This window comes from Kitasatospora sp. NPDC001132 (assembly GCF_053598415.1).
This window is the reverse complement of sequence record NZ_JBSFKF010000005.1, coordinates 211193-237895: the sequence shown is the minus strand read 5'-3', so window position 1 is coordinate 237895 and position 26703 is coordinate 211193. Positions and strand designations below refer to the sequence as shown.

Sequence of the window (26703 nt, the reverse complement as noted above, 5' to 3'; positions counted from 1 at the left end):
ATGCCCTATCTCCTGCTCGCCCTCGCCATCGCCAGCGAAGTCTGCGCCACCAGCTGCCTCAAGCTCACCGAGGGGTTCACCCGGCTCTGGCCGAGCCTCGGCGTCGGCATCGGCTACGCGCTCTCCTTCCTGCTGCTCGGCCGCGCGCTCAAGCACATACCGGTCTCGGTCGCCTACGCGGTCTGGTCCGGGGCCGGCACCGCGGCGGTCGCCGGGATAGGCGTGGTCGCCTTCGGCGAGTCGCTCGGGCGACTCCAGTGGCTGGGCATCGCGCTGGTGATCGTCGGGGTGGTGGTGCTCAACCTGAAGGGCGGCCACTCCTGACCGCCCCCGAGCACCCCCGACCGATTTCCCTGACGAGTCGTCACTTTCATCCAAGCGCTTCAACTAGCCTGTCGGGGCGGGAAGTCGGACGCGCCGACCTCCCGCCCCGAGGGCTTCGCTACGGTGTCCCCATGACGGACCCCCGGCCCCACCACTACCGCTTCGTCCACCGCGAGCTCGCCCGCCAGGTGCTGGAGTTCGGCCCGCGCGTGGCCACCCCGACCCCGGACGGCGGCAGCCTGCTGCCCGTCGTCACCCAGATCTGGGACGACCTCGGCGCGTCCCTGCCGCCCGAGGACCGCCTGCCCGGCCACGGCCTCGACTGCCGCCACCTGTCGGTCGACGGCCACCACATGCTGCTGGTCACCCTGCCCACCCCGGTCGGCGCCACCGAGGCCCACTTCGTCGCCGCCGTCCAGCCCAAGGGCGCCAGGGCCGTGCGCTACGTGACCCTCGAGCACGCGCTCAGCCCCCTCGACGGCAGCCCCGGCACCGTCCTCGGCGAGTGGACCGCCGAGAGCCACCTCAACCACGGCCCCGGGCCCTCCCCCGTCGCCGAGTTGTTCGTGGCGGCCGTGGTGCAGCTCGTCGGCCGGAAGAAGCGCGGCTTCTGGCGCCGCTGAGCCCCCGTCGCGGATGTCCGCTCCAGGGCCGGGCCGCCGGCGTCAAGAAGGCGTCGACGGCCCGTAGAAGTCCCGTGAATGACGGCCCCCGGTGCCGGTCGCCGTCCTCGACTTCCCGCTCGGCCGGGCCGCCGTGACCGTCCGCGACCTGTCCGGTCCCCGTGCCCGGGACGGCCTACGGCCTGCCGGGATCGGGCGTCGCGCGCTTTCGCCGCGACACCCGCCCGCCCCGGGAACGCCCGGTCAGCCCAGCAGTGCGGGCAGTTCGGCGATCGAGCCGAGGACGTGGGTCGCGCCGTCGGCCCGCAGGCGGGCCTCGTCGTGGGCGCCGGTGAGGACGCCGGCGACGACCGAGGCGCCGGCCCGGGTCCCGGTCAGCATGTCGTAGCCAGTGTCGCCGGCGACGGCGATCCGGCGGACCGAGTCGGTGCCGGTGCGCAGCAGCGCGGTGAGCACCATGTCGGGGTACGGGCGGCCGCGGCCGGCGTCGGCCGGGCAGAGCGTCAGGTCGGCGACGGACTGCCAGCCGAGGGCGTCCAGGATGCGGTCCTGGGTGGTCCGGGAGAAGCCGGTGGTGAGGACCACCTTGCGGCCCTGGCCGCGCAGTTCGGCGATGGCCTCGGCGGCGCCGGGCAGCGGGGCGCAGTGGCCGGCGTCGACCAGGTCGTCGTAGGCGGCCTCGAAGGCGGCGTTGGCCAGCTGGGCCCTCTCCTCCTCGCCGAACAGGTGGCGGAAGACGGAGATCTTGGACTCGCCCATGGTGGCCCGGACGTGGGCCAGCATCGGGTCGAACTCCGGGCTGCCGGCCTCGACGCCGAGCTTCGCGGCAGCCGCGGTGAAGGCCCGCTCGACCAGGCCGTCGTCGGCCACGGTGGTGCCGGCCATGTCGAGGACGACCAGGCTGATGTCGTTGGTCATGACAGCGTTCCTTACAGGTTGACGAGTTCGGCGGTGGTCTCGGCGATGGCGGGCGAGCAGGTCATGCCGCGGCCGCCGGGGCCGGTGACCAGCCAGACGCCGTCGCGCACGCGCTCGCGGTGGACCACCCGGGTGGAGTCGACGCACTGGGCGTACACCCCGGCCCAGCGGCGGCGGATCCGCGGCACCGGACGCCCGAGCAGCTCCTCGACCACGCCGACCAGGTGGTCGTACGGGTCCTCGACGACGTCGAAGCCGAACGGCTGGTCGTACTCGTGGGTGTCGCCGATGGTCAGGCCGCCGTCGCGGCGCTGGACCATCAGCAGCTGCATCTTGTGCTCGGCGGCGACCGGTGGCTGCGGCTGGGTCCCGCGCAGCCGGTCCAGGGCGGTGCCGGCGAAGGCGGGGTAGTAGCGGAAGCTGTCGCCGTCGGCGACGGAGGTGGTCAGGGTCTCGCCGAGCGGGTCGGTCTGCATCATCTGGAGCCGCACCCGGCGGACCGGCAGGGCGGGGGCGAGTTCGCGGACCAGGCCGCCGAGCCAGGCGCCGGTGCAGAGGATCACCAGGTCGCCGGTGTGGACGTCGCCGTGGTCGTCGCGGACGGCGTTCTGGCCGACCACCTCGCGCACCTCGCGTCCGGGCAGGAAGGTGTACCGGCCGGTGGACTCCAGGTACCCGCGCAGCGCGCGCTGGGCGGTGCGGGGCTCGACGGCGGCGTCGCGCTCGCACCACAGGGCGCCGAGCAGCTTGCCGCGCAGGGCCGGGTTGACGGCGCGGGTCTCGTCCGGGTCGAGCAGCTTGTAGCCGCGGGCGGCGGCGTCCGGCAGGGTCAGGGCCTGCTCGGCGACGGCGAGTTCGGCCTCGGTGCGGACGGCCGTGAGCGAGCCGTTGGCCCGGAAGCCGAGGTCGGGGACGCGGGAGCCGATGGACTCCCACAGTTCGCGGGCCCGCAGCGCGGTGTCCAGCTCCTCGCCCTGTGCCCGGCCGCTGACCCAGACCAGGCCGAAGTTTCGCACCGAGGCACCGCGCGCCTCGGTCTCGCGCTCCAGGTGGACGACCTCGTGGCCGCGCTCGACGGCCTGCCAGGCGTGCATGCTGCCGAGCACGCCTGCTCCTACGACGATGACTCTCATGCGTCCAGGCTGGTGCGCCCAGGTGTCGGAGGGGCGTCGACCCGCCGTCCCGCAGATGAACCACCTGGGAAGTTGTACAGACAACCCGCCGCTGGCCCGCGGGAGCCACGACCGCACCACCCGCGCCCGGACACGAATGAGCCGGGCGGGCGCCCCCGAAGGAGGCTCCACGCCCGGCTCACCCGCTCCACCCGTCGTCCGAGAGCGGACGAGGGGCGGGAGGACTACGGAACGGCGGCGGCCCGGCGGCCGGCCGCGGCCCGGATCACCCGGATCAGCGCCCCTGCGCCCGGTACCCGGAGTAGCCGTGGGCGACCACCGGCAGTTCCCCCGCGCCGAGCAGCGGGCGCAGCGCGCCCGCCCGCATCCGGTCCACCAGCGGCCCGCAGCGCCCGGCGAGCGGCGCCAGCAGCACCGCGACCAGCAGCCCGACCAGCGCGCCGACCGCCACGTCGTGCGGGTAGTGCACGCCGACCCAGACCCGGGAGGCGGCCATCAGCACCGCGAACAGGCCGGCCACCCAGCCGAGCCGCCGGTTGACGAACCAGAGCGAGGCCGCGGCGGCGAAGGCGATCACCGAGTGGTTGCTCGGGAAGGACCAGTCCCCGGTGCCCGGGCAGGTCTCCAGCGCGACGCTGCCGGGGATCTGCGCGCACGGCCGGAGTTCCTCGACCGCGCCCTTGAACACCGAGTTGACGCCGTACGCGACGACCACGATCAGCGGCGAGGCGAGCACCCTGGCCATCACGGCCGAGTCCGCGCCGCGCGCCCGCCACCAGGCGTAGACCATGAAGACCGCGAACAGTCCGAGGCCGAGCGCCGACCAGACCTTGATCAGCTCGTCCAGCCAGTGCGGCGCCGACTGCGCCCAGCCGTTGACCCGGCTGTACAGGCCGCCGTCGATTCCGCTGCCGTCGTACACGGCGAGCGCCCGGGAGGACATCACGCGTCACCTCCGTGACGCCGCGCCTTACGGGCGCGGAACAGTTCGAGAAGAATGGGGAGCACGGAGACAACTACTACCAGACCGATGATCGGCAGCAGGTACTGGTCGATACCGGGGATGGAGGAGCCCAGCCCGTAGCCGGCGAACACCACGCCGACCGTCCAGACCGCGCCTCCGGCCACCTGCCAGAAGGTGAACGAGCGGACCGGCACCTCGAGTACGCCGCAGAGCGGATTCAGCACCGTACGGACCACCGGGATGAACCGGGCGAGCACGATCGCCTTGCCGTGGCCGTACTTGGCCAGCAGCTCCTCGGCCCGCGCCACGCCCTCCAGCAGGCTCCTTCGCCTGGTCCTGGCGAGCAGCGCCCGGCCACCGCGCCGGCCGATCAGGTAGCCGACCTGCGCCCCGCCGAGCGCACCGACCAGGGCGGCGGGCAGCACCTGCCACAGCTCCAGCTGCGGCCCCTGGGTGGCGCCGGGCACGCAGAGCAGTCCGGCGGTGAACAGCAGCGAGTCGCCCGGCAGGAAGAAGCCCACCAGGAGGCCGGTCTCGGCGAACAGCACCGCGGCGATGCCGAGCGCGCCGAAGGCGGCGAGCAGTGAGGACGCGTCCAGCGGGTTCACCGCGAGGTGAACGGCCGGATCGGCGAGGAACTGGAGCAAGGCCGACGGACCTCCCGTACGTTGGAGGGCGGTTCGCATCGGAACCCGCCCTGATCGTCTACAGTCGCGTAGACGGTCTACATGACTGTAGACGAAACTTGGAGGAAGCGCCGCCATGCCCGACGTACCGTCCGTCCGCCGGCCCGCCGGGGAGCTGGAGGCCGAGGTGCTGGCCGCCCTCTGGTCGACCCGGCAGCCGATGACGCCGCAGGACGTCCAGGCCGCGCTCGGCGGGGACCTCGCCCGCACCACCGTCGCGACGATCCTGGCCCGGCTGTTCGACAAGGGGACGGTCGAGCGCACCCGGGCCGGCCGCGCCTACGCCTACGTTCCGACCGTCCAGGACACCGCGGGGCTCGCCGCCCGCCGGATGCACACCGAGCTCGGCCGCGAGGCCGACCGCTCCACCGTACTGGCCCGCTTCGTCTCCGACCTCTCCGCCGAGGACGAGCAGCTGCTGCGCGACCTGCTCGGCGACGGCGCCCCGGAGGCGGACCCGACGGGGCCGGGCGCACCGGGAGCGGCCGGCCGATGATGCTCGCCGTCTGGGTCCCGCTGCTGCTGCCCTTCCTGGCCGCTCCGCTGGCCCGCCGCCTCGCCGAGGCGCTGCCGCCGCGGGCCGCCGCCTGGATGCTGGCCGGCAGCGCCGCCGTCCTGGCCGGCGGCACCCTCTGCTCGCTCGGCCTGCTGGCCGTCGACGGGCTGCTCCAGCTCCCACCGGTCGCCGCCCTCGGCCACCTCTCGCTGCCCTGGCTCACCGCGGCCTCGCCCGACGCGCCGTTCGCGGCCGTGCTGGCCGCCCCGGCGCTCCTCGCGCTCGGCGCGCTCGCGGTGCGCACCACCCGCCGGCAGCTGCGGGAGCTGCGCATCGCAAGGGCCGCGCTCCCGGCCCACGACGCGCCCCGCACGGAACCCTCCGGCGGCCCCGACGGCAGCCTCGCCGACCGCGCCGGTGCCACGGGTGCCGCGGCTGCCGACGATCACCGTACGGACCGGACCGGCGCCCACCACCAGCTCCGCGAGCCCTCCTCCGTCCAGCATCCGGACATGCGCCCCCCGCACGCCTCCGTGCGCCGCTCACGCCCCCCGGCCTGGCCGGACGCCCTGGCGCGGCCCGCCGCACTGCTCCGGACGGCCACCCGCCTGCGACCCGCCGCACTGTTCCGGACCGCCGACCACCCGCTCACCGTCCTGGACAACGAGTGCGCCGACGCCTTCGCCCTGCCCGGCCGCCTGGGCCGCCCCGGCCGACCGGGCGAGCCCGGCCGGATCGTCGTCACCTCCGGCATGCTGCGCGCCCTCAGCGCCCCCGAGCGCTCCGCCCTGCTCGCCCACGAACGGGCCCACCTGACCGCCCGCCACCACGTCTTCCTCGCCCTCGCCGAGCACGCCGCCGGCATCCACCCGGCCCTGCGCCCGCTGCGCGCACCCCTCGGTTACCACCTGGAGCGCTGGGCCGACGAGGTGGCCGCGGCCCGGGTCGGCGACCGCACGGTGACCGCCCGCGCGGTCGGCCGGGCCGCCCTGGCCGCGAGCCGTTCCCCCTGGCCGGGCCGCCCCCGGCTGGTCGCCGCCGCCCACTCGGGACCGGTCCCGCGCCGGGTCGCCGCCCTGCTCCAGCCCCGCCAGGCCGGCGCCCCCGGCACCTGGCTGCGGGCCGCCGCCGTGGCCCTGGCCGCCTGCCTGGCGCTGAGCACCGGCGCCACCCTCGCGGCCACCGCCGACCTGCACCACACCGTGGAGGCGGCCCAGCAGGGCACCGGCGCACGGCACTGATCCAGCCCGGCCCCCGGACCCCGCCGCCGAACGCCCGCCGGGCGCCGCCGGGGCCCGGGGCCGGCCACGGTTCCGTACCGCCCGGTAGGCGGAGTTGCCGGACCCAGTCCCCAGCGGCCCACCGCCCCCGTACGCTTTCGTCAGCGCGTCGGCCCCGGCGCGTCCTCGAACGGTGGCGAGGAGCGAAGCGCGTGCGGCAGACCGGACGGCAGTCCCGACGACCAGAGCGCCGCACCCCGCCGACCGCGACGGAACTGGCCAAGGTCCACGACCGCACCCTCGCCGACGCCGCCGCCCGGGAACTGGCCGCCCCCGCCCTCACCGCGCAGCCCGCGGGCCCGGGCCTGCTCGAACCCCGGCCCGAGATCGGCGACTCCTGGGCCCGGCTGCGACGCCTCGGCCTCGACCCCGACAGCGGCGCCGCCGCCGTCCTGCTCGGCCCCGGCGAGATAGAACAGCGCCGCCGCACCAGCGGGCTCGACACCGTCCTGCCGGTGCTGCGCGAGACCCTGCTGGAGGTGGGCGGCGCGGCCCCGCTGCTGGTGGCCGTCGCCGACGCCGAGGGCCATGTGCTCTGGCAGGAGGGCGAGCGCGGCCTGCGCCGCAGCGCCGACCGGATCGGCTTCATCACCGGCGCCCGCTGGACCGAGGAGCGTGTCGGCACCAACGGCATCGCGGCCACCCTGCGCATCCGGCGCCCGACGCACGTCCACTCCGCCGAGCACTACCTGCGCAGCCACCACGCCTGGACCTGCGTCGCCGCGCCGCTGCGCGACCCCGGCACCGGGCAGCTGGTCGGCGCCGTCAACCTGAGCGTCCCGGCGCACAGCGTCCGCCCGTACCTGCTCCAGCTCACCGCCACCGCCGCCCGGCTCGCCGAGACCGAGCTGCGCGCCCACCGGTTGGAGGCGCTGCACGAGCTGCGCGCCCTGGCCGCCCCGCTGCTCGCCCGGGTCGGCGGCCCGGCACTGGTGGTGGACGCGGCCGGCTGGACCGCCGCCGCGGCCGGGCTGCCGCCGGTCGGCCGGCTGCGGGTGCCCAGCGGGGGCTGGACCCCGGCCGCCGTGCACTGGGTGCCGGGCCTGGGCGAGTGCGTGCTGGAGCCGCTCGCCGACGGCTGGCTGGTGCGCCCGGTGCGGTCACCCGAGGACGGCGGCTCCGGCGCGGTGACCGCCGAACAGGCCGAGGGCGCCCACCTCCGGCTCGACCTGCGGCGCCCGGACCGCCCGGAACTGTCCGTCCGGAGCGCGGCCGACAGCTGGTCGCACCCGCTCAGCCCTCGCCACGCCGAACTGCTGCTCCTGCTCGCCACCGGACGCGAGGGCAGTACCGCCGCCCAGCTCGCGGAGGCGCTGTTCGACGACGCCCGCCGGACGGTGACGGTCCGCGCCGAGCTGTCCCGGCTGCGCCGCTACCTGGGCGGTCTGCTGGCCCACCGGCCGTACCGGTTCGCGGAATCGGTGCTGGTCACCGTGGACGGGCCGGACGACCCGTACGACCTGCTGCCCGCCTCCTCGGCCCCGGCCGTCCGGCGGCTGCGGGCCGAGCTGGCCGCGGGGACGGCCCGGCTGCCCGGTACGCCGTCCCTCCCGCCGCCGCGCGCCGCCGGTCCGGCGGGACGTCGCTGACACCCCGGCGCCGCGACCCCGGCCCCGGTCGGCCTCAGCCGTCCGCGAGCAGGGCGGCCAGGTCGGCGTCGGTGGGGCCGCAGACCCGCTCCTGACGCTCGGAGACCAGGGCGTAGGTGCGGTCCAGCCAGGCCTGCACCCGGGGCCTGGGAGCCTCCAGCAGCGCGCTGCCGTGCGGGGACTCGAGCGCCAGGTGCAGCGTCGCCCCGTGGCACGGGCAGTACGCCGGCCACAGCTTGACGTCGCCCTGGCCGCTCAGCGCGCGCAGGCCGTCGCGCAGCAGTTCGCGGGAGAACACCCAGTCGGCCTCGTCGGGCCGCCCCAGGTGGAAGGTCAGCAGCACCTCGTACGGGCGCGCGGCGTCGAACCGGAACCGGGTGAGCACCTCGCCGACCACCTCCTCGCCCAGCGAGATTCGCAGGATCAGCACCTCCTCCACCGCCGCCGGAGCGGCGGTGGAGCCGTCCCCATCGCCGCCCGTGGGGGTGGCGGCGAGGGGTGCACTGGAGGCTGCGGACAGCGGGTCGGGCGGCATGACGGTCTCTCCGGGACGGCGTGGGATGCCCTCAGCGTGCGTCACACCCGGCGCACCGGGCAAGGGTTGCAAGGGGGTTGCAACGACCCCCGCCCGGCGCGGCCGACCCCTTACCGCGCTTGTCGGACGGAGTGTCAACTTCCGCGCATCGAACGGGTGTCCATGAAGTGGATGGGAACCGGCCGGGGTGCGGTCGCCCGCTGGTACGCTCTCCCCCTCCCCGCGCGGGCCCGCGCGGAACCGGTCCTCGGCGGCCGGAGCCGGGCCCGACGGTGACGCGTGGGAGAATACGGCGACGCGACGGCGGCTTCGGGGAGGGAGGGGTCCGGTGGCTGTGCGCGAGGACACCGCGCGGGACGTGCAGCACGAGCCCGCACGGCACGGCCGGCACGGGCGGCCGCGCCCGTTCGGCGGGCTGTTCCGACTGCCCACCCTGCGCTTCTCCGGCGCCGCGATGGCGATGTCCACCGTGGTCGGCATCAGCATCGCCACCACCCTGCTGCTGAACGAGCAGCAGGGGGTCGGCCGCCGGGCCGGCGTCGCCCGGGTCGGCACCACCCCGCCGCCCACGCCGGGCACCACCGACCAGGCCGAGGCGGCCTCCGCGCAGACCCCGACCGACGGCCCGTCGACCGGCTCCTCCTCCGGCCGCCCCGTCGGCGGCCGGCCCTCACCGAACGCCTCCTCGCACCTCTCGGCGCACCCCACGGGGCCCGCGCCGGTCGCCGCCTCCCCGTCCGCGCCCCACGGCGGGAGCCCCGGCGCGCCCCAGACCGGCGGCCAGGCCTCGGCCGGGCAGGAGGCGCCGGCCTCCGGCACCCAGCTCGCCGGCACCGAGGCCCGCGTCCAGGCCGACCCCTCGCCCTCCCCTTCCGTCTCCGTCCCCCCGGTCCCGAACGCCAAGCAGCCCGGCTACGCCCCGGGTCCGGCTCCCGCCCCGGGCGCCGGGCAGCCCGACCAGGGCGCGGCCCCCGGCGGCCCGGCACCGAACCTCCCCGGGCTGCGGCCGACCGCGCCCACCCGCCCCGTGCCGCCGCCGGTCGCACCCCTCCCGGCAACCGGGGCCTCCCCCGCCGGGGAGGCCCCGGCCGACACGGTCGACGGCACCGGCCCGGCCGGCCCCCGGCCCTCCGCGGACACCGACCAGGCGCTGACCGGCGCCGCCCGGCTCTCCCCGCTCGGCCGCGACGGCCTGCGCCACCGGCTCACCCTCGCGGTGGCCGAGCCGGTCACCGCGTTCCAGGCCGAGTTCCGGCTCGCCCCGGGCGAGTCGGCCCCCGGCAACGGCACCGCCTGGACCGACCTGCCGGGCGCCGTGGTGACCGCCCAGCAGGAGCGCGGCACCCTCGTCTACCGCTTCACCACCCCGCCGGGCACCGACGTCCGGCCCGGCGCCTACACCTTCGGCGTCCATGGCGCCCGGCCGGCCGCCGACCCGTCCGCCGGGGTGCGCAGGGCGGCCCCGGTGGAGGGCTGGAGCGTCTCCGCCTTCGCGCTCGACCACCCCCGCGCGGTGGCCGCGCTCGGCACCTTCGGCCCGGTGCAGCCGCTGCCCGCACCGGCCTCCGGGGCGGGTGCCGGGGCGGCCACCGCCCCTGCTGCCACGGCACCCTGACCTGCCGAAGGCCGCCCTGTAACGGTCGTTCGACGATCCGGCCGCAGGCCGTTCCGGACGGGCGCATCCCCGTACCCCCGTTCGTTACTGTGGGCAGCACCCGGCCCGGCGCCCCCGACGGCCCCGGACGGGCCGCCGATCCGCACCCGAGGAGGAGTCCGTGTCCACCGTCCTGACCCAAGGCGGCAACGCACCGCTGACCGCCGCGCGAGTGACCGTCGAGGTCACCGCGCCCAAGGCGCTGGACGTCTCCGGCCTGCTGCTGACCGATGCCGGAAAGGTCCGCTCGGACGACGACTTCGTCTTCTTCAACGCCCCGAACGGCCCCGGCGTCAGCCACCGCCCGGCCACCGCCGGCTCCCCCGACGCGATCACCGTCGACACCCGGGCCGTCCCGGCCGGCATCACCAAGATCGTGGTGACCGCGAGCCCCGCCGACCAGGTCTCCACCTTCGCCGGGATGGAGCCCACCGCCACCGTCCGCGACGCCGACACCGGCGAGGCGCTGGTCACCTTCACCCCGCCCCGGCTGGGCCTGGAGACCGCGCTCATCGTGGTCGAGGTCTACCTGCGGGGCGGCGTCTGGAAGGTGCGCGCGGTCGGCCAGGGCTACGCCGACGGCCTGGCGGGCATCGCGACCGACTTCGGCGTCACCGTCGAGGACTCCCCGGCCCCGGCTTCGACCCCGGTTTCGACCCCGGCGCCCGTCACCCCGACCCCGGCGCCCGTCACCCCGGTCGCGCCCGCGGTCGCGCCTCCGGTCCCGGTGGACCGGACCGTCCAGTTCCCGGCCCCGCCAGCCGCCCCGCCGATGCCGCCCGCACCGCCCGTGCCGCCGACCGCCCCGGTCGACCCGCGGATCGCGCTCGCCACCAACCAGACCTCGGCTCCGGCTCCGGCTCCGGCTCCGGCTCCGGCTCCGGCTCCGGCTCCGGCTCCGGCCAAGATCACCCTGGACAAGGGCCGGGTCAACCTGGTCAAGGGCAGCTCGGTCTCCCTCATCAAGAACGGCCGCCCCTTCCTCTCCTCCGTCCGGATGGCGCTCGGCTGGAAGTCCGCCGCCCGCGGCCGCGCCGTCGACCTGGACGCCTCCTGCCTGGCCTTCGACGCCCGGCACAAGCGGCTGGAGACGGTCTGGTTCATGAAGCTGAACATCTTCAACGGCGCGATCTCCCACTCCGGCGACAACCTGGTCGGCGGCGAGGGCGGCGACGACGAGGTGATCACCGTCCACCTGGAGGGCTTGCCGGCCGAGGTCCACGGGCTGGTCTTCGTGGTGAACTCCTTCTCCGGGCAGAAGTTCACCGACGTGCGCGACGCCTACTGCCGGCTGCTGGACGCCCGCACGGAGGAGGAGCTGGTCCGCTTCGACCTCACCCACTCCGAGCCCCACACCGGTGTGATGATGTGCAAGCTGGTCCGCCGCCCGGGCGGCGAGTGGGAGATGACGGCGCTCGGCGAGTACGTCGACGGCAAGACCGCGCGGGCGATGATCGAGCCCGCCGCCGCGGCGCTCTGACCCCCGGCGTCACCGCGACGCCCACGGATTCACCCCTCTGAGGCATCAAGTCGTCCACACGGCGACTCGATTGACTCTCAGGGGGGTGAACCGCACTCTCCCCCGCACCCCGAGGAGGAGAGCCGTGCCAAGCTTCCTGTCCCGCCTCGCCGTCGCCGGCACCGCCACCGTGCTCGCCGCCGGGCTGGTCACCCCGACCACCGCCCAGGCCGCCGCCCGGCCGGGCGACCGCGCCGCCGCACTGCGGTGGACGGCCCTCGGCGACTCCTACACCGCCGGGGTCATCGAGGCCACCGGCGAGGAGACGGACCCGCGCGACGGCTGCGCCCGTACCGTCGAGTCCCACCCCGAGATCGTCCGCCGCGACCTGGGCTCCCTGGTCGACCTGCGCAACGTCAGCTGCAGCGGCGCCACCACCGACGGTGTCTACGCGACCGCCCAGGCCCCGCTCGGCCGCCCGCTCCCGCCGCTCGGCACCGACCCGAACGGCCCCTACCCGGCCGTCCCGCCGCAGATCGACGCCGTCGACGCGGCCACCGACCTGGTCACCGTCGGCGTCGGCGGCAACGACCTCGGCTTCGCCGAGATCCTCAAGAGCTGCATCGAACTCGGCGCCGTCCGGCTCGGCCAGGGCACCCCCTGCAAGGACAAGTTCGACGCGAGCCTGCCCGACCGCTTCGACCGGCTGCGGAACGGCTACGACCGGATGCTGACCGCGCTGCACACCAAGGCGCCGTCCGCCAAGGTCCTCGCCGTCGGCTACCCGCACCTCGTCCCCGAGAACGCCGCGCTCTGCCAGTACGGCAACCTCCTGCAGTTCGGCACCTTCACCGCCGGCGACCTCGGCTGGACCCGCACCGCGCTCCTGGAACCGCTCAACGCGCTGATCGCCGGGAGCGCCGCCGCCCACGGCGACACCTTCGTGGACCTCTACCCCGCCAGCGCCGGCCACAGCGTCTGCGACGCCGACCGCTGGCTGGACGGCGTGCTGACCAGCGTCCTTCCCCTTGAATACGCCGTGGTGCACCCCAACGCGACCGGCCAGGCGCACACCGCCGCCCTGGTCGAGAAGGCCGTCCTCGGTGGCTGACCCGGCCGGAAAACCGTTCGCCGGCCCGCCCGTCGGGGGCCATCCTGGTCCGATGCCCATCGAGATCCGCGAGGCCGCCCCCGAGGACTGGCCGGCCGTCTGGCCGTTCTTCCACACCGTCATCGCCGCCGGCGAGACCTTCCCCTACCCGCTGGACATGGATTCCGAGCTGGGCCGGGAGTGGTGGATGCTCACCGCCCCGAACCGCACGGTGGTCGCGGTGGGCGAGGACGGGCGCGTCCTCGGCACCGCCAACATGAACCGCAACCGCCCCGGCAACGGCTCGCACGTCGCCAGCGCGAGCTACCTGGTCGACCCGGCCCACCACGGCAGGGGGATCGGGCGGGCGCTGGTCGAGTACTCCCTCGACTGGGCTCGCCGGAGCGGCTTCCGCGCCATGCAGTTCAACGCGGTCGTCGCCAACAACCACCACGCCGTGCGGCTCTACGAGTCACTCGGCTTCGCGATCGTCGGCACCGTCCCCGAGGCCTTCCACCACCCGGTGGACGGCTACGTCGGCCTGCACGTCATGCACCGGCCGCTGTAGGGCCGTCACTCCTCGATCGCCCCGCCGACCCGCCGCAGGTGCTGCCGGAAGCTGTACGCCGGGTCGGCGGCGCGCCGCTCCAGGTACTCGTCGAAGCCGGTCTGCCGGCGCAGCGTGTCCCCGGAGACGATCCGCGCGGCCTGCTCGCGCTCCGTCCGGGCGATCGCGCCGGCCGTCTCCAGCACCTGCGCGACCCGGTCGGCGGGCACGAACAGCACCCCGTCCGGGTCGGCGAACACCACGTCCTCGGCGCTCACCGGGTGCGGCCCGAACTTCGCCGTCAGCAGCGCCTGCGGCTCCCGGGCGTCCAGCCGCACCGGGCCCAGCGGCAGCGCCCCGTAACTGAACACGGGCAGCCCGATCTCCCGCAGCTCGGCGGTGTCCCGGTGCAGCCCCCACACCACGATCCCGGCCACCCCGCAGGCCCGCGCCTCCAGCACCGCGAGGTCCCCGATGCAGGCCTCGTCGGTGCGCCCGCCGTTGTCGACCACCAGCACGTCCCCGTCCCGGGCCGACCCGTACGCCTCCAGGAACACGTCCACGCTCCCGTAGTGCCGCACCGGCAGCGCCCGCCCCGCCACCCGGGCCCCGGCCGCCACCGCCGCCACCCCCGCCGGCGCCACCCGCAGCCCCACCCCGAGCCGCACACAGGCGTCCGCCACCAACGGCGTGGACAGCTCCGCGAAAGCCTTCAGCATCCCCAACTCCTCCGGTCGAAAAGCCAGTTCACCAGCAGGGGAATCCTAGGCGAGACCTCAAACTCACACCATCGAGTGAAACTCCGCCGTATACGGCACAGGCCGGCCGGGCCACGAACAGCGTGACGGCCATTTGAAGGAGGGGCATCATGAGTGCTGTGGCGCATGAGCAACCGATCACGGGCTCCCCATCGCAGGCCGACATCCTGCTGGAGAGCTTCCTGAGCCTGCACTCCCCCGAAGGCTTCCGAGCCGAGCTCATCGAGGGAGAGATCATCGTGGCACCCCCGCCGGACGGCGATCACGAGGACTACATCGACCTTCTCATCGATCAGGTGAAGGCCAAGTCCCAGGTCCACATGCAAGTGTCCGGAGGCAAGGGTCTGCGGCTTGTCAGCGGCGGTCTCTGTCCGAAGAACCACGTCATCCCGGATGCGACGTTCGCGCCGCGAGAACTCCGACTCTTCCGCGGTGCACCACCGTGGATGGAACCCGACGGCGTGGCCATGGTCGCAGAGGTCACATCGAGCAAGCCCGACCATGACCGCATCACCAAGCGACACTGCTACGCCCGCGCCGGCATCCCGCTCCACCTGCTGATCGACCGCGAAAAGTCTCAGGTGAGCCTTTTCTGCAGGCCCCACCGCGAGGAGTACACGGAGGTGCATCTCGCCGCCTTCGGCGAACCGCTCGCCGTCCCGGCCCCGTTCGAGTTCGAGTTGGACACCAAGGACTTCCTCTAGGGCCGAGGACGCGGACGGCCCGCACCCCCCGTCAGGGGTGCGGGCCGTGGCCCGGGGCGCCGGAGGTCAGCCGCGGGTGGCCATGGCGCGCAGGAAGAAGGTCAGGTTGGCGGGGCGCTCGGCGAGGCGGCGCATGAAGTAGCCGTACCACTCCTGGCCGTACGGGAGGTAGACGCGCATCGTGTTGCCCTCGCCGGCGAGGCGCAGCTGCTCCTCGGGGCGGATGCCGAACAGCATCTGGTACTCGAAGGAGTCCCGCTTGCGGCCGTTCCACTGGGCCAGCTGGCCGGCGATCTTGATCATGTTGGGGTCGTGCGAGGCGATCATCGGGTAGCCCTCGCCCGCCATCAGGACCTTCAGGGCGCGGACGTACGCGAGGTCGACCTCGTGCTTGCCCTGGAAGGCGACCGACTCGGGCTCCTTGTAGGCGCCCTTGCACAGGCGCACGCGGGAGCCGGCGCCGGAGAAGTCACGGCAGTCGGCCTCGGTGCGGCGCAGGTAGGCCTGGAGCACGACGCCCAGCCAGGGGAAGTCCGTCCGCAGCTCGCGCGCGATGGCGAGGGTGGAGTCGGTGGTGGTGTGGTCCTCCATGTCGAGGGTCACCGTGGTGCCCGCGTCGGCGGCGGCCTCGCAGATGCGGCGGGCGTTCTCCAGCGCGATCTTCTCGCCGTCCACCGGGAGGAACTGGCCGACGGCCGACAGCTTGACCGACACCTCGGCGCCGGCCGCGAGGCCGGTCTCCTTGAGGGCCTTGAGCAGGTGCTCGTAGGCGACGGCGGTGTCGGCGGCCTGGGCGGCGTCCTGGGTGTCCTCGCCGAGGTGGTCCAGGGTGACCTTGCGGCCGGTGGCGATCAGGTCGTCGGTGGCCGTGACCGCGTCGTCGAGGACGTCGCCGGCGACGAAGCGCTCGACTATCGCGTGGGTCGGGGGGAACTTCTCGACCACGGTGCGGACCTGCGGGGACCGGGAGGCCGCGAGAAGGGCGGAACGGAGCATCGTGACTCCTGGTGCTGGTGTTTCCAAGGGTGGCAGAAGGGCCGGGGCGGCGGGTACGGGGGTGGGACCCCGCCGCCCCGGCGGGCGACGCCCGGCTGCGGGACCGGGCGTCGCGGGTGACCGGTGGCTACTGGGCGAGCCGTGCGATCGGTGGTGCGGGGCCGGTCAGCCCATGTGCGGGTAGCGGTAGTCCGTCGGCGGGACGAAGGTCTCCTTGACCGAGCGGGTGGAGGTCCAGCGCGCCAGGTTCTGCTTGGCGCCCGCCTTGTCGTTGGTGCCGGAGGCCCGGCCGCCGCCGAAGGGCTGCTGGCCGACGACGGCGCCGGTCGGCTTGTCGTTGATGTAGAAGTTGCCGGCCGCGAAGCGCAGCTTGTGCATCGCGTCCTGGGCCGCGGCGCGGTCCTGGGAGATGATCGAGCCGGTCAGGCCGTACGCCGACACCGACTCCATCTGGGCCAGCATCTCCTCGTACTTCTCGTCCTCGTAGACGTACACGGCGAGGATCGGGCCGAAGTACTCGTCCTTGAAGTACTCGCTCGACGGGTCCTGGCAGACCAGGACGGTCGGGCGGACGAAGTAGCCCACCGAGTCGTCGTAGGTGCCGCCGGCGAGGACCTCGACCTGCGGGTCGGCCTGGGCGCGGTCGATGGCGGCCTTGTTCTTGGCGAAGGAGCGCTCGTCGATGACGGCCGACATGAAGTTGGACAGGTCGGTGACGTCGCCCATGGTGAGGCCGTCGACCTCGGCGGCGAACTCGTCCTTGAGGCCGGCCCAGATCGACGCCGGGACGTAGGCCCGCGACAGCGCCGAGCACTTCTGGCCCTGGAACTCGAAGGCGCCGCGGGTCATCGCGGTCTTCAGGACCTTCGGGTCGGCGGACGGGTGGGCGACCAGGAAGTCCTTGCCGCCGGTCTCGCCGACGATCCGCGGGTAGGTGCGGTAGCCGGCGATGTTGTTGCCGACCTCGCGCCACAGGTGCTGGAAGGTGGCGGTGGAGCCGGTGAAGTGGATGCCGGCGAGCGCCGGGTGCTTGAGCGCGACCTCGGAGACGGCCAGGCCGTCGCCGGTCACCATGTTGATGACGCCCTTGGGCAGGCCGGCCTCCTCCAGCAGCTGCATCAGCAGGTGCGCGGAGAACTGCTGGGTCGGGGACGGCTTCCACAGCACCACGTTGCCCATCAGTGCGGGCGCGGTCGGCAGGTTGCCGGCGATCGCGGTGAAGTTGAACGGGGTGATCGCGTAGACGAAGCCCTCCAGCGGGCGGTGGTCGCTGCGGTTCCACACGCCGTCCGAGGAGATCGGCTGCTCGGCCATGATCTGGCGGGCGAAGTGCACGTTGAAGCGCAGGAAGTCGACCAGCTCGCAGGGGGTGTCGATCTCGGCCTGCTGGGCGGTCTTGGACTGGCCGAGCATGGTGGCGGCGGCCAGGGTCTCGCGCCAGGGGCCGGCCAGCAGGTCGGCGGCCTTGAGGAAGATCGCGGCGCGGGAGTCGAAGGAGAGCGCCTGCCAGGCCGGAGCGGCGGCCAGGGCAGCGTCGATGGCGTCCTGCGCGTCGGCCTGGGTGGCGTTGCGCAGGGTGCCGAGCCGAGCCGCGTGGTTGTGCGGCTGGACGACGTGGATCTCGGTGCCGCCGCCCATCCGGCGCTCACCGTTGATCGTCATGGTCAGCTGGACCGGCTCCTGGCCGCCCAGCTCCTTCAGCTTGGCCTCCAGCCGGGCCCGTTCCGGGCTCCCGGGGGCGTAGCTGTGGACCGGCTCGTTCACCGGCGCGGGGACCTGGGTCACAGCGTCCATAGAGCGCACGCTCTCCTTCGTTCAGTGCGGGGGATCGACCGGCGCGGGTTGCACACCGACCACAGCAGGAACGCTATTCCTGGCCACCGGGCCACATGATTGGCCGGGCGGCTAAATTCCCCCGTACGGCGTTGTCCGGACCGACGAATCGGGTCACGCCGCGGTCACGAACCGCTCCCGGCCGCCCCACTGTTCACACCCCCTCGCACCACCCCCGGCCCACCCCACGCCCCGGGGCTCACGCCCCCGGCTCGCTCGACCGGCTCACGCTCCGGCGCCGACCGTCCGGGCGTTCACCACCTCGGCCCCGGCCACGACCGCCTGCACCACCGGCCGCCTGAACGGTCTCCTGCTCGGCGACGAATCCGGCCTTCCGCAGCTGCTCCGACGAACCCGAACTCTGTCCGTCCGGCTAAAATCGACCACAAAACGTTGTCCGAGCGGATGAAGGAGGGCCGACGTGACCACCCCCGGCCTGCCGCTCCGTCAACTCCTGATGTCCCTCGGCGAACCGCTGGTCGAACTGCAGGCCGCCCCGCAGGGGCTGGACGTCCCGGTGCGCGACGTCGCCATCCTCGACCCGGAGGACCCCCCGACCGCCGCCCCCGGCGAACTCGTGCTCGCGATCGGCGCCCGCGGCCGCGCCGCCCTGCCCGCCCTGCGCGCGGCCGGCCGGTCCGGGGCCGCCGCCGTCGCGGTCAAGCTGGACGGCCCGGGCCAGGCCGACGCGCTGCGCGAGGCCGCCACCGACGCGGGCGTCGCCCTGCTCTCGGTGCGCCGGGAGACGCGCTGGGAACACCTCGACTCGCTGGCCCGGGCGATCATCGCCGGCCCGGACGCCCCGGACGCCACCGGCGCCCCCGAGCCCAACGCGGGCGACCTCTTCTCCCTCGCCCAGACCGTCGCCGTGCTCACCAACGGCATCGTCTCGATCGAGGACACCTCGAGCCGGGTGCTCGCCTACTCCCGCTCCTCGGACTCCGACGAGGTCGACGACCTGCGCCGACTGTCCATCCTCGGCTGGCAGGGCCCCGAGCCGTACCTGTCCAAGCTCCGCGAGTGGGGCATCTTCCAGCACCTGCGCAGCTCGGACGCCCCGATCGCGGTCGAGCCGCACCCCGAGCTGGGCCTGCGCCGCCGCCTCGCGGTCGGCATCCGGGCCGGGGCGCAGCCGCTCGGCACCATCTGGGTCCAGGAAGGCTCCCGGTCGCTGGCCCCGCTGGCCGAGCAGGCCCTGGTCGGCGCCGCCCGGGTCGCGGCCGCCCAGCTGGTGCGCCGCCGCCGGGAGCTGTCCGCCGACGTCCGGCTCACCCAGACCCTGCTGACCGGTCTGCTGGAGGGCTCCACCGGCCCCCAGTCGCTCGCCACCCACCTCGGGCTGGACCTGCGCCGCCCGGCCACCGTGCTGGCCTACAGCGCGCACACCACCGACGCGCTGCACCGCTCCGACGTCACCGGCCTGATCTCGGTGCACACCGCCGCCCGGCACCGCACCGCGCTGCTCGCCCCGATCGACTCCCGGGTGTACGTACTGCTGCCCGAGCTGCCCCCAGGGCTGCCGATGACCACCGTGCGCGACTGGGCCTCCGAGGTGGTGACCGCCGCCCGTGAACACCTGGGGGTCCCGCTGCGCGCCGCGATCGGCTCGACCGTCGACGGCCTGGCCCAGGTCCCCGACTCCCGGGCCCAGGCGGACCGCATCCTCGACGCGATGGGCCGCGGCGGAGTGGACCTCGACGTCGCGGCGCTGATCGACGTCCAGGCGGAGGTGCTGGTCAGCGAGATGCTCGCGCTGCTCCAGGAGCGCACCGGCCTGCGCGACCCACGACTGACCGCGCTCACCGAGTACGACCGCCGGCACGGCACCCGGCTCGCCGAGTCCGTACTGGCCTGGCTGGACGCGCTCGGCGAGGTGCGGGTGGCCGCGGACGCCCTGCACATCCACCCCAACACCCTGCGCTACCGGGTGCGCCGCGCCGAACAGTTGACCGGCATCGACCTCGCCCAGCCGCAGCAGCGCCTGCTGGCGATGCTGCAACTGCGACTGCCCGCGGACGAGTAGTCCGCGGGCAGTCCGCCGGTCAGCCGGTTCCGTCGGTCAGCCGGTTCCGCCGGTCACGCCTGGCCGCTCATCACTCGCCGTAGCCCTGGCCCCGCTTGTGCTCGTTCAGCCGGCGCCACGGGCCGCTGATGGCCAGCTGGATGCCCGGGGTCTGGATGTTGGCGAACAGGGTCTTGCCGTCGTCCGAGAAGGTCACCCCGGTGAACTCGCTGAACTCGGGCTTCTCGGCGGTGCCGATGTTCAGCTCGTTGCGGGCGATCGGGAAGACCAGGCCGTCCTCGGTGGCGCCGAACAGGTGCGAGACGCCCTCGCCGTCCTCGGCGATCACGATGCCGCCGTACGGCGAGACGGTGATGTTGTCCGGGCCGTCGAAGTTGTCGTGGTCGCCCCAGACATCGCTGTTGACGCCCAGCAGCACCTTCAGGGTGATGGTGCGGCGGTTCGGGTTGTAGAACCAGACCTGGCCGTCGTGCTGGAGCGGGCTCTCCGAACGGGCGTAGCTGGAGACGAAGTAGAAGCCGCCGTCACCCCACCACATGCCCTCCAGCTTGCGGGCGCGGGTGACCTCGCCGTCCTTGAACTGCTTGCGCACCGAGACGGTCTTGGCGTCGCGGTCCTGGACCTTGACCCAGTCCACGCCGTAGGTGGTGCCGACCTTGGTGGCGCGGGAGAGGTCGTCGATGAACTTGCCCTGCGCGTCGAAGACCTTGAAGGCCTCCAGCACGCCGGCGTCGTCGGCGAGCTTGCGCAACTTGTAGCGGCCGTGCTTGAAGCCGGCCGGCGGGGTCCAGCGGAACAGCAGGCCGTTCGGGTTCGAGGCGTCCTCGGTCAGGTAGACGTGGCCCTTCTTCGGGTCCACCACGACGGCCTCGTGCGCGTAGCGGCCGAAGGCCTTCACCGGCTGCGGGTCACGGTTGTAGTCGTCGTCGAACGGGTCGACCTCGAAGACGTACCCGTGGTCCTTGGTGAAGCCGTTCTTGCCGGCCTTGTCCTCGGTCTCCTCGCCGGACAGCCAGGTGCCCCACGGGGTCACGCCGCCGGCGCAGTTGGTGGCGGTGCCGGCGATGCCGACCCACTGCTCGACCGAGCCGTCCCGCTTGGCGTGCACGACGGTGCAGCCGCCGGCCGCGCCCGGGTCGTAGACGTGGCCCTCGATCAGCGGCACCGGGTGCGGCCAGTTGGCGCGGGCACCGGCCAGCTCGTGGTTGACGACCATCAGGTTGCCGCCGTGCTCGTCCTCGAAGGCGGAGGTGCCGTCGTGGTTGCTCGGGGTGAACTCGCCGGTGCGCAGCTTGGTGACGCCGGCCCGGTTGAGGACCTTGTACGAGAAGCCCTTCGGCAGGGAGAGCAGGCCGGCCGGGTCCTGGACCAGCGGGCCGTAGCCGACGGCGGTGCCGGAGGCCGAGTTGCTCCCGGCGGCCGCGGCGACCGGCGCCTCGCCGCCGACCGGGGCGGCGATCGCGCCCGGGGCGCTGGCCAGCGCCTCGGCGCTGCCGGCGATCAGCACGCCGGCCCCGACGAGGGTGGAACGGTTGACGAAGTCCCGGCGGGACAGCGACATGGCAGCAACTCCTGAGGATGAGCGGGGGCGTCGGTGCGGGATGCCGACGCCCAGCAGGCTCCGCCGGACGGGTGAACCCGACATGACTCCCACCTCACACCCAGGCGACCATTTGCCGACCGATGACCGTCACATGACCTCGGCTTTACACATGTCCCCGTCAGACAGCCAGGCCCGTAACGCCGCGGACCCACCCGGCCGCACCCGCCCGGCACCCCGTCAGCGCCGCGCCGCCCGCCACTGCTCCCAGGCCGACAGCCACAGCTGCTCGGCCAGCCGCTGCTCCTCCCAGACCCCCGCCCCGCCGCCGCCCGGCCGCTCCCGCCACAGCTGCGCCCACGCCCGCTGCGCCGGCAGGCTCGCCACCTCGCTCGCGAACACCGTGTACCGGATGACCTCCTCGACGGCCGCCTCGCCCTCCGCCGTGCCGACGAGCCAATGCGTCTGCTGGGACAGCCGGTTGAGGTGGTTCACCATCGAGGTCACCGCCGCCACGGCCTCCTCCCGGGTCTCGGTGGCCAACCGCATCTGCTGGCGCACCGCCGCCTCCCAGCGCACCGCGCCGACCTCCCCGCGCAGCCCGCGCGGCAGCCTCGGCGTGCGCCCGACCCGCACCTGTGCCTCGATCGCGGCGGACTCGGCGACGCTCTGCTCGATCAGCGCCCGGTGTGCCTCCATCCCGACCGCTGGCGGCAGTTCGCGCTCCTCGACCGGAACGTGGCGGGCCCGCCGGGCGGCCAGGTCGCGCAGCAGCTCGGTGCGGCCGCGCAGGCAGCGCTCGAAGTCGCCGATCGAACGGAGCTCCAACGCTCCGGGGGCCACCCCGCGCCCGCACACCGTGACGGTCAGCCCGCCGACCCGCAGCCGCCCCGCCCACACCGGCTCCGGCCCGGCCGCCGCCGGGGCGCCGGGCTCCGGCACCGGCCGGTCCTCGTGCACCTCCACCGCGCAGGGCTCGCCGTCCACCGTGATCCACGCGCGCAACGCCCGCACCCGGCCCGGCCCGTCGCCCTCGTCGACACCCAACTGCTCGTAGACGCGGTCCCGTTCGTCCTCGACCAGGTCCTCCAGCTCGGGCAGCTGCTCACCCCGGTCGGCGCCGGGCCGGTAGGTGCGCACGGTCACGTACGGGCCGGCCGCCGAACGCCAGTCACCGCACTGGACCTCGACCCAGCACAGCTCGCCGCCGGAGGTCTCGAAGGCGGCCAGCGCCTCACCGGTCGACGTCCCGTCCACCGGCGTCCCGTCCACCGGTGTCCTGTCCACCGGCGTCCCGCCGGCCACGCCGTACACCGGGAAGTCGGCCGCCGCCAGGGTCCTGCGGGAGAACTCCTCCTGAACGGCGAACCGGTCGGCGGGCTGATCCCCGGGCTGATCCCCGGGCTGATCCGCGGACCGCCCGGCCGGCCGGTCCGGTGCCCGGCCCGCGGGCCCACCGGCGAAACGGTCCTCCCGGACCGGCCGGTCCGGAGCCGGGGCGGCCCCCGGGGAGCCGGTGTTCCGCTTCTGGTACCCGCCGCCGCTCTCCCGCACCATCCTGTGTCGCACCCCCGAGTCCTCGCGCCCGCACCGCTGACGCCACCTTACGTGGCCGCAGCTGCCGGGTCATCAGCTCCGCCTCCGGACCCGGGTGGTGGCCGTGTCAGGAGGCCGGTTGTCAGCCGCCCTCCCTAACCTGGGCGGCATGACAGCACAGAACGACGCAGCACAGGACCGGACCGGACCGGGCACCTTCCCCGCCCGGATCAGCATCGTCACCCTCGGGGTGACCGACCTCGACCGCAGCGCCCGCTTCTACGAGGCGCTCGGCTGGAAGCGCTCCGCCGCCTCCAGCCCGGAGATCGTGTGGTTCCGCACCGCCGACTCCGCGCTCGGCCTCTTCCCCACCGAGGAGCTGGCCGCCGACGCGGGCGTGCCCGCCACCGGCGAGCCCTCCTTCCGCGGCGTCACCCTCGCGGTGAACCTGGAGTCCCCCGCGCTGGTGGACGCCGCGCTGCGGACGGCGGTGGAGGCCGGCGCCGTGGTGGTCAAGCCACCGGTCCCGACCGACTGGGGCGGCTACTCCGGCTACTTCGAGGACCCGGACGGCCATCTCTGGGAGCTGGCCCACAACCCGTTCTTCCCCTTCACCGAGGACGGCTCACTGGACCTTCCCTGAGCGGGGCCCTCGGAGCACACCGTGGGGCCCGGCTCCCGGAGCACACCGTGAGGCCTCAGTTCCTGGAGCGCGCCTTGAAGGCCGCCTTGCGCGCCTCCTTGGCCAGCGCCCGGTCCGGGTGCAGCTCCCCGATGGCCTCCAGGACGTCCGCCGTGTACGGGTGGTCGACCCGCCACAGCTCGCCGAACCACCCGGCCGGATCGCCGTTCACCGGCAGGTCGGTGATCAGTTCGCGCAGCAGCTCGGCGTCCCCGCCGTTGTCCAGCAGCTGGGCGGCGAAGGTGTCGACCACCGTCCACAGCGCCATCGCCCGGTCCGGCACCGGCACGTCCGTCGCCCCCTGCGCGGTCAGCCAGGCCCGTGCCGCACCGCCCAGCTCCGGGTCGTCCATGACCTCCCGGACGGCCGGCGCCGCGTCCGGCCCGAGCAGGTTGAGCGCCGAGACGCAGAGCATCCGGCGCAGCGGGCCGTAGCCGTCGGTGCCGCGCGCCGCCGCGAGCAGTTCGCGCGCCGCCGCCACCGGCTCGCGGTCGGCGGTCCACACCCGCAGCTCCTCCTCGGGGAGCACGTTGGCCGACTCGCACACCCCGCGAAGCAGCTCGGCCGCGTCCCCCTTGGCGAGGTCGCCGACCAGCGGCGCGTCGTAGCCGTCCTCCAGCAGCCACTGCCGGATGCCGTACTGGCCGAGCGGGGTGAGCCGGACCAGCCCGAACCGGGCCGACTCCTCCTCGTCCAGCGGCTCCTCGCCGACCACGGCGGGCTCCTCGCCGTCCTCCTCGTCGAACAGCTCGGGGTCGATCGGGCGGTACTCCAGCAGGCCGAGCTCGGCGAGGTCGCCCAGCATCGGGTCCAATGCGACCATCACGTCGGTGATGTCGCCGAGCAGCTCCTCGCTCGGCTCCTCGCCCTCCGGGACCACCAGCAGCGCGGCCAGCACGCCCAGCGGCACGGTCTCGTTGCCCGGCTCGGCGAAGGCGGTGGTCTCGTAGAGCACCTGCAGGGCCTCGTCCAGCAGTTCGGCGGCCTCGTCGCGGGCCTCCTCGACCTCGGAGAGCCCGTCCTCGTCCTCCTCGACCTCCCCGGCGGGCTCGGCCGGCTCGCCCTCGGCCTCCTCCGGGACGGAGTCCGCCTCGACGGCCAGCTCCCGGACGATCCCGGCGGCGGTCAGCCACAGCTCCAGGACGGTCTCCGGGTCGCCCTGCTCGGCGGGCTCCAGGTCCGGGCCGGGGACGGCGACGTGCTCGCCCTCCGCGGTCGTGCCGAGCTCCACCAGGTCCAGGTCGCAGGCCAGCGACCAGGCCCGCAGCGCCTCGACCTCGGCCTCCTCGGGCACCTCGCCCTCGGCAGGGGCCAGGCCCAGCAGCCGGGCCGCGGGCGCGCGGTCCTCCTCGACCAGGTCCCCGAACTCGTCCACCGCCCGGTGCGGGGCGGCCCAGCGGGCCAGCGCCAGCGCGTACCCGAACATCGGTACGGCCTTCGCCTGCTCGGCCAGTTCGCGCTCGGCGGGCAGCTTCACCGGCGGGACCAGGACGGCCGCGTCGTCCAGGTCCTCGTCGTCCAGCCCGTGCGCGGCGAACGCCCCGTAGAGGTCCTGCAGCTCCAGGTCGGCCGGCAGCACGGCCTCGGTGCTGCCCTCCCCCGCCGAAGCTCCCGCGTTCTTCCGACGTCGTCCGGCCATCGTCCTGTGCTCTCCCTCAGCCAGCGGTCAGCTCGAACCAGCTCCGCGTACCCGATCTACCACCTCAGCGTATAGGCCGGGCACCCCCGATGCCCGGCCCCAAGGGGCGCATCCAGGGGCGCGCGCCGTGGGCGTACGCCTACCCTTTATCCTTCGGTCTGGTACCGCGCACACCCCGCGCGTGCCACCGGGGCAACGAAGCCCACCGCCCTCCACCCGACCCCGGGCCGGAGGGGCCCTCTTCAGCTCACCCCGCCCCACCAGGGAGCCCTCACCCGCGGCCACCACCACAGCGCCTCCGGACGGGCACACCGGCACACCCCGCCGACCCCGGTGGTGCCCGGCCACAGGAGACCCCTGCCATGGCGGACCTCTCCCCCGCCGGCTCCGGCCTGCGCACCGCGCAGCTCGACGGACGCCGACTGTCGGAGGCCCTGCTTCCCCTGGAGCTCGCGCCCCGCGCCCAGCTCCGGCTCGCCGCGATCAGCCGCTGGAACGCGCTGCGCGGCGTCCGCGTCGGCCTGGTGGCCGCCGCCCTGCTGCTGATGCTGATCGGTGCCAACCTGGCGACCCCGATCTACTCCCTCCTCCAGCAGCGGCTGCACCTCACCGCGCTCGACACCACCATCCTCTTCGCGATCTACGTCTTCGCACTGGTCCCGGTGCTGGCCGTGGTCGGCCACTGGTCCGACCACCTCGGCCGACGCGCCCTGATCCTGCCCGCGGTCGCGCTGGCCGCCGCGGGCGACGTCGTGTTCGCCACCTCCGGCAGCTTCTGGCAGCTCGCCGCCGGCCGCGCGGTCCAGGGCATCGCCGTCGGCCTGTCCACCGGCGCCGCCGGAGCCGCCCTCGGCGACCTGCTGCCCGACCACCCGGCCCTGGCCCCCAAGATCACGCTGGCCTGTTCCGCAGGCGGCGTCGCCCTCGGCCCGGTGGTCGGCGCCCTGCTGGCCGGCGGCTCCGACCCGCTGCTGACGCCCTTCCTGCTGCACGCCATCGCCCTGCTCGCACTCTGCGTGCCGCTCGCCCTGGTGCACCCCCGGATGCCCGGCCGCAACCGCCCGCCGGCGTCGCCGCCCCGCATCACCACCCCGGCCCACCTGCGCCCGCAGCGCCTGCGGCTGCCGCGCACCGGCCGCCGCGAGTTCCTGCTCGCCGCCACGGCCGGATTCATCTCCTACGCGGTGTTCGGCGTCTACCTCAGCCTGGCCCCGGCCTTCGCCGCCAAGCTGCTGCACACCGACTCCAAGCTGGTCGGCGCCGTGGTCGCCGCCCTCCTGCTCGCTTCCTCGGCCGCCACCCAGCTGATCGTCCCGCCCACCACCGACCGCGTGGTCACCGCCCTCGGCATGACCGGCCTGGCCGCCGGCCTGGGCCTGGTCGTCGCCGCCCAGTACACCGGGACCCCCGCGCTGCTCTTCATCGGCAGCGTCCTCGGCGGCATCTGCCAGGGCGTGGCCTTCCGCTCCCTGTTCACCACCGCCGTCACCGCGATGAACCCGGAACGCCGCGGCTCCGAACTGAGCTCCCTCTGGATCATCGTCTACCTCGGCAGCTCCGCCCCCATCATCGCCGTCGGCGCCCTGGTCCAGGCCTACGGCCTCCTCCCCGCCGTCAGCGGCTTCGCCGCCATCGCCGCCCTCGCCTGCACCGCCCTGGCCCTCGCCGTGGCCCGCAAGCCCACGGCGGCCTGA

Annotated in this window: 24 protein-coding genes; 13 read left to right on the top strand and 11 right to left on the bottom strand. The window is 74.5% G+C overall.

The genetic code is table 11. From position 1 onward, the window contains the following. Window positions 1-324 carry a DMT family transporter gene (locus ACWDBE_RS09590; protein ID WP_392878414.1) on the top strand — a complete coding sequence of 108 codons (324 nt, stop codon included), beginning with the start codon at window positions 1-3 and terminating at the stop codon, window positions 322-324. A 131-nt stretch (window positions 325-455) separates the two neighbouring features. Continuing rightward, window positions 456-947, top strand: coding sequence for a hypothetical protein (locus tag ACWDBE_RS09585; RefSeq protein WP_449789378.1), 492 nt, complete (start codon window positions 456-458; stop codon window positions 945-947). Window positions 948-1190: 243 nt separating this feature from the next. Here ACWDBE_RS09585 and ACWDBE_RS09580 read toward each other — a convergent pair whose 3' ends face one another. The 4 genes from ACWDBE_RS09580 to ACWDBE_RS09565 form a co-directional block, all read right to left on the bottom strand. Continuing rightward, window positions 1191-1865 (bottom strand): phosphonatase-like hydrolase, encoded by a 675-nt coding sequence (locus tag ACWDBE_RS09580; RefSeq protein ID WP_449789377.1) that lies wholly within the window; start codon window positions 1863-1865, stop codon window positions 1191-1193. 11 nt (window positions 1866-1876) lie between these two features. Beyond that, a complete protein-coding gene (locus ACWDBE_RS09575; protein WP_449789376.1) occupies window positions 1877-2998 on the bottom strand; it encodes a TIGR03364 family FAD-dependent oxidoreductase in 1122 nt (373 codons plus the stop codon). Between the two features lie 274 nt (window positions 2999-3272). Next, window positions 3273-3941 carry a phosphatase PAP2 family protein gene (locus ACWDBE_RS09570; RefSeq protein ID WP_392914092.1) on the bottom strand — a complete coding sequence of 223 codons (669 nt, stop codon included), beginning with the start codon at window positions 3939-3941 and terminating at the stop codon, window positions 3273-3275. Further along, window positions 3941-4609, bottom strand: coding sequence for a DedA family protein (locus tag ACWDBE_RS09565; RefSeq protein WP_449789375.1), 669 nt, complete (start codon window positions 4607-4609; stop codon window positions 3941-3943). The genes ACWDBE_RS09570 and ACWDBE_RS09565 overlap by 1 nt, the downstream gene beginning before the upstream one ends. A gap of 115 nt (window positions 4610-4724) precedes the next feature. On the opposite strand from ACWDBE_RS09565, the gene ACWDBE_RS09560 reads away from it, so the two are divergent. The 3 genes from ACWDBE_RS09560 (at window position 4725) to ACWDBE_RS09550 (ending at window position 8013) form a co-directional block, all read left to right on the top strand. Further along, on the top strand, window positions 4725-5144 hold the full coding sequence (locus ACWDBE_RS09560; RefSeq protein WP_449789374.1) for a BlaI/MecI/CopY family transcriptional regulator: 420 nt from the start codon (window positions 4725-4727) through the stop codon (window positions 5142-5144). Continuing rightward, window positions 5141-6385, top strand: a complete 1245-nt coding sequence (locus tag ACWDBE_RS09555) for a M56 family metallopeptidase (RefSeq protein WP_449807635.1) — start codon at window positions 5141-5143, stop codon at window positions 6383-6385. Before ACWDBE_RS09560 ends, ACWDBE_RS09555 begins: the two co-directional genes overlap by 4 nt. A gap of 191 nt (window positions 6386-6576) precedes the next feature. Continuing rightward, complete coding sequence (locus ACWDBE_RS09550; protein ID WP_449807634.1) at window positions 6577-8013, top strand: GAF domain-containing protein; 1437 nt, start codon at window positions 6577-6579, stop codon at window positions 8011-8013. A 34-nt stretch (window positions 8014-8047) separates the two neighbouring features. Here the strand turns inward: ACWDBE_RS09550 and ACWDBE_RS09545 are convergent, their stop codons facing one another. After that, window positions 8048-8548, bottom strand: coding sequence for an SsgA family sporulation/cell division regulator (locus ACWDBE_RS09545; protein ID WP_449789371.1), 501 nt, complete (start codon window positions 8546-8548; stop codon window positions 8048-8050). 328 nt (window positions 8549-8876) lie between these two features. Between ACWDBE_RS09545 and ACWDBE_RS09540 the strand changes: the two genes are divergently transcribed. The 4 genes from ACWDBE_RS09540 to ACWDBE_RS09525 all read left to right on the top strand — a co-directional run bounded on the left by ACWDBE_RS09540 (window position 8877) and on the right by ACWDBE_RS09525 (window position 13319). Continuing rightward, complete coding sequence (locus tag ACWDBE_RS09540; RefSeq protein WP_449807633.1) at window positions 8877-10163, top strand: hypothetical protein; 1287 nt, start codon at window positions 8877-8879, stop codon at window positions 10161-10163. A gap of 172 nt (window positions 10164-10335) precedes the next feature. Then, on the top strand, window positions 10336-11682 hold the full coding sequence (locus tag ACWDBE_RS09535) for a TerD family protein (RefSeq protein WP_449807678.1): 1347 nt from the start codon (window positions 10336-10338) through the stop codon (window positions 11680-11682). 124 nt (window positions 11683-11806) lie between these two features. Continuing rightward, window positions 11807-12772 carry an SGNH/GDSL hydrolase family protein gene (locus ACWDBE_RS09530; RefSeq protein ID WP_449789369.1) on the top strand — a complete coding sequence of 322 codons (966 nt, stop codon included), beginning with the start codon at window positions 11807-11809 and terminating at the stop codon, window positions 12770-12772. A 58-nt stretch (window positions 12773-12830) separates the two neighbouring features. Beyond that, window positions 12831-13319: an N-acetyltransferase family protein gene (locus ACWDBE_RS09525; RefSeq protein ID WP_449789422.1), complete on the top strand. Its 489-nt coding sequence runs from the start codon at window positions 12831-12833 to the stop codon at window positions 13317-13319. Window positions 13320-13324: 5 nt separating this feature from the next. On the opposite strand, the gene ACWDBE_RS09520 is transcribed toward ACWDBE_RS09525, so the two are convergent. Beyond that, window positions 13325-14017, bottom strand: a complete 693-nt coding sequence (locus tag ACWDBE_RS09520) for an RraA family protein (RefSeq protein ID WP_449807632.1) — start codon at window positions 14015-14017, stop codon at window positions 13325-13327. Window positions 14018-14166: 149 nt separating this feature from the next. On the opposite strand from ACWDBE_RS09520, the gene ACWDBE_RS09515 reads away from it, so the two are divergent. Further along, window positions 14167-14760: a Uma2 family endonuclease gene (locus ACWDBE_RS09515; RefSeq protein WP_449807631.1), complete on the top strand. Its 594-nt coding sequence runs from the start codon at window positions 14167-14169 to the stop codon at window positions 14758-14760. A gap of 66 nt (window positions 14761-14826) precedes the next feature. Here the strand turns inward: ACWDBE_RS09515 and ACWDBE_RS09510 are convergent, their stop codons facing one another. Together ACWDBE_RS09510 and pruA are read right to left on the bottom strand one after the other, a co-directional pair. After that, on the bottom strand, window positions 14827-15756 hold the full coding sequence (locus ACWDBE_RS09510) for a proline dehydrogenase family protein (RefSeq protein WP_449807630.1): 930 nt from the start codon (window positions 15754-15756) through the stop codon (window positions 14827-14829). Window positions 15757-15921: 165 nt separating this feature from the next. Beyond that, complete coding sequence (gene pruA / locus ACWDBE_RS09505) at window positions 15922-17550, bottom strand: L-glutamate gamma-semialdehyde dehydrogenase (protein WP_449789366.1); 1629 nt, start codon at window positions 17548-17550, stop codon at window positions 15922-15924. Window positions 17551-18010: 460 nt separating this feature from the next. On the opposite strand from pruA, the gene ACWDBE_RS09500 reads away from it, so the two are divergent. Further along, a complete protein-coding gene (locus ACWDBE_RS09500) occupies window positions 18011-19612 on the top strand; it encodes a PucR family transcriptional regulator (RefSeq protein WP_449789365.1) in 1602 nt (533 codons plus the stop codon). Window positions 19613-19682: 70 nt separating this feature from the next. On the opposite strand, the gene ACWDBE_RS09495 is transcribed toward ACWDBE_RS09500, so the two are convergent. Both ACWDBE_RS09495 and ACWDBE_RS09490 read right to left on the bottom strand, forming a co-directional pair. Beyond that, a complete protein-coding gene (locus ACWDBE_RS09495; protein ID WP_449789364.1) occupies window positions 19683-21173 on the bottom strand; it encodes an alkaline phosphatase PhoX in 1491 nt (496 codons plus the stop codon). Window positions 21174-21392: 219 nt separating this feature from the next. Next, window positions 21393-22721 (bottom strand): hypothetical protein, encoded by a 1329-nt coding sequence (locus ACWDBE_RS09490; RefSeq protein ID WP_449807629.1) that lies wholly within the window; start codon window positions 22719-22721, stop codon window positions 21393-21395. Between the two features lie 136 nt (window positions 22722-22857). Here ACWDBE_RS09490 and ACWDBE_RS09485 point away from each other — a divergent pair, with 136 nt between their 5' ends. Beyond that, window positions 22858-23331 (top strand): VOC family protein, encoded by a 474-nt coding sequence (locus ACWDBE_RS09485; protein WP_402405604.1) that lies wholly within the window; start codon window positions 22858-22860, stop codon window positions 23329-23331. A gap of 55 nt (window positions 23332-23386) precedes the next feature. On the opposite strand, the gene ACWDBE_RS09480 is transcribed toward ACWDBE_RS09485, so the two are convergent. Beyond that, window positions 23387-25009, bottom strand: coding sequence for a hypothetical protein (locus tag ACWDBE_RS09480; protein ID WP_449789361.1), 1623 nt, complete (start codon window positions 25007-25009; stop codon window positions 23387-23389). Window positions 25010-25371: 362 nt separating this feature from the next. Between ACWDBE_RS09480 and ACWDBE_RS09475 the strand changes: the two genes are divergently transcribed. Then, a complete protein-coding gene (locus ACWDBE_RS09475) occupies window positions 25372-26703 on the top strand; it encodes an MFS transporter (protein WP_449789360.1) in 1332 nt (443 codons plus the stop codon).

Excerpts from the sequence above, each read along its gene's own strand:
- ACWDBE_RS09590 (WP_392878414.1), top strand. The coding sequence starts at position 1 with ATGCCCTATCTCCTGCTCGCCCTCGCCATCGCCAGCGAAGTCTGCGCC.
- ACWDBE_RS09585 (WP_449789378.1), top strand. The coding sequence starts at position 456 with ATGACGGACCCCCGGCCCCACCACTACCGCTTCGTCCACCGCGAGCTC.
- ACWDBE_RS09580 (WP_449789377.1), bottom strand. The coding sequence starts at position 1,865 with ATGACCAACGACATCAGCCTGGTCGTCCTCGACATGGCCGGCACCACC.
- ACWDBE_RS09575 (WP_449789376.1), bottom strand. The coding sequence starts at position 2,998 with ATGAGAGTCATCGTCGTAGGAGCAGGCGTGCTCGGCAGCATGCACGCC.
- ACWDBE_RS09570 (WP_392914092.1), bottom strand. The coding sequence starts at position 3,941 with ATGTCCTCCCGGGCGCTCGCCGTGTACGACGGCAGCGGAATCGACGGC.
- ACWDBE_RS09560 (WP_449789374.1), top strand. The coding sequence starts at position 4,725 with ATGCCCGACGTACCGTCCGTCCGCCGGCCCGCCGGGGAGCTGGAGGCC.
- ACWDBE_RS09555 (WP_449807635.1), top strand. The coding sequence starts at position 5,141 with ATGATGCTCGCCGTCTGGGTCCCGCTGCTGCTGCCCTTCCTGGCCGCT.
- ACWDBE_RS09545 (WP_449789371.1), bottom strand. The coding sequence starts at position 8,548 with ATGCCGCCCGACCCGCTGTCCGCAGCCTCCAGTGCACCCCTCGCCGCC.
- ACWDBE_RS09520 (WP_449807632.1), bottom strand. The coding sequence starts at position 14,017 with ATGCTGAAGGCTTTCGCGGAGCTGTCCACGCCGTTGGTGGCGGACGCC.
- ACWDBE_RS09515 (WP_449807631.1), top strand. The coding sequence starts at position 14,167 with ATGAGTGCTGTGGCGCATGAGCAACCGATCACGGGCTCCCCATCGCAG.
- ACWDBE_RS09510 (WP_449807630.1), bottom strand. The coding sequence starts at position 15,756 with ATGCTCCGTTCCGCCCTTCTCGCGGCCTCCCGGTCCCCGCAGGTCCGC.
- pruA (WP_449789366.1), bottom strand. The coding sequence starts at position 17,550 with ATGGACGCTGTGACCCAGGTCCCCGCGCCGGTGAACGAGCCGGTCCAC.
- ACWDBE_RS09495 (WP_449789364.1), bottom strand. The coding sequence starts at position 21,173 with ATGTCGCTGTCCCGCCGGGACTTCGTCAACCGTTCCACCCTCGTCGGG.
- ACWDBE_RS09485 (WP_402405604.1), top strand. The coding sequence starts at position 22,858 with ATGACAGCACAGAACGACGCAGCACAGGACCGGACCGGACCGGGCACC.
- ACWDBE_RS09480 (WP_449789361.1), bottom strand. The coding sequence starts at position 25,009 with ATGGCCGGACGACGTCGGAAGAACGCGGGAGCTTCGGCGGGGGAGGGC.
- ACWDBE_RS09475 (WP_449789360.1), top strand. The coding sequence starts at position 25,372 with ATGGCGGACCTCTCCCCCGCCGGCTCCGGCCTGCGCACCGCGCAGCTC.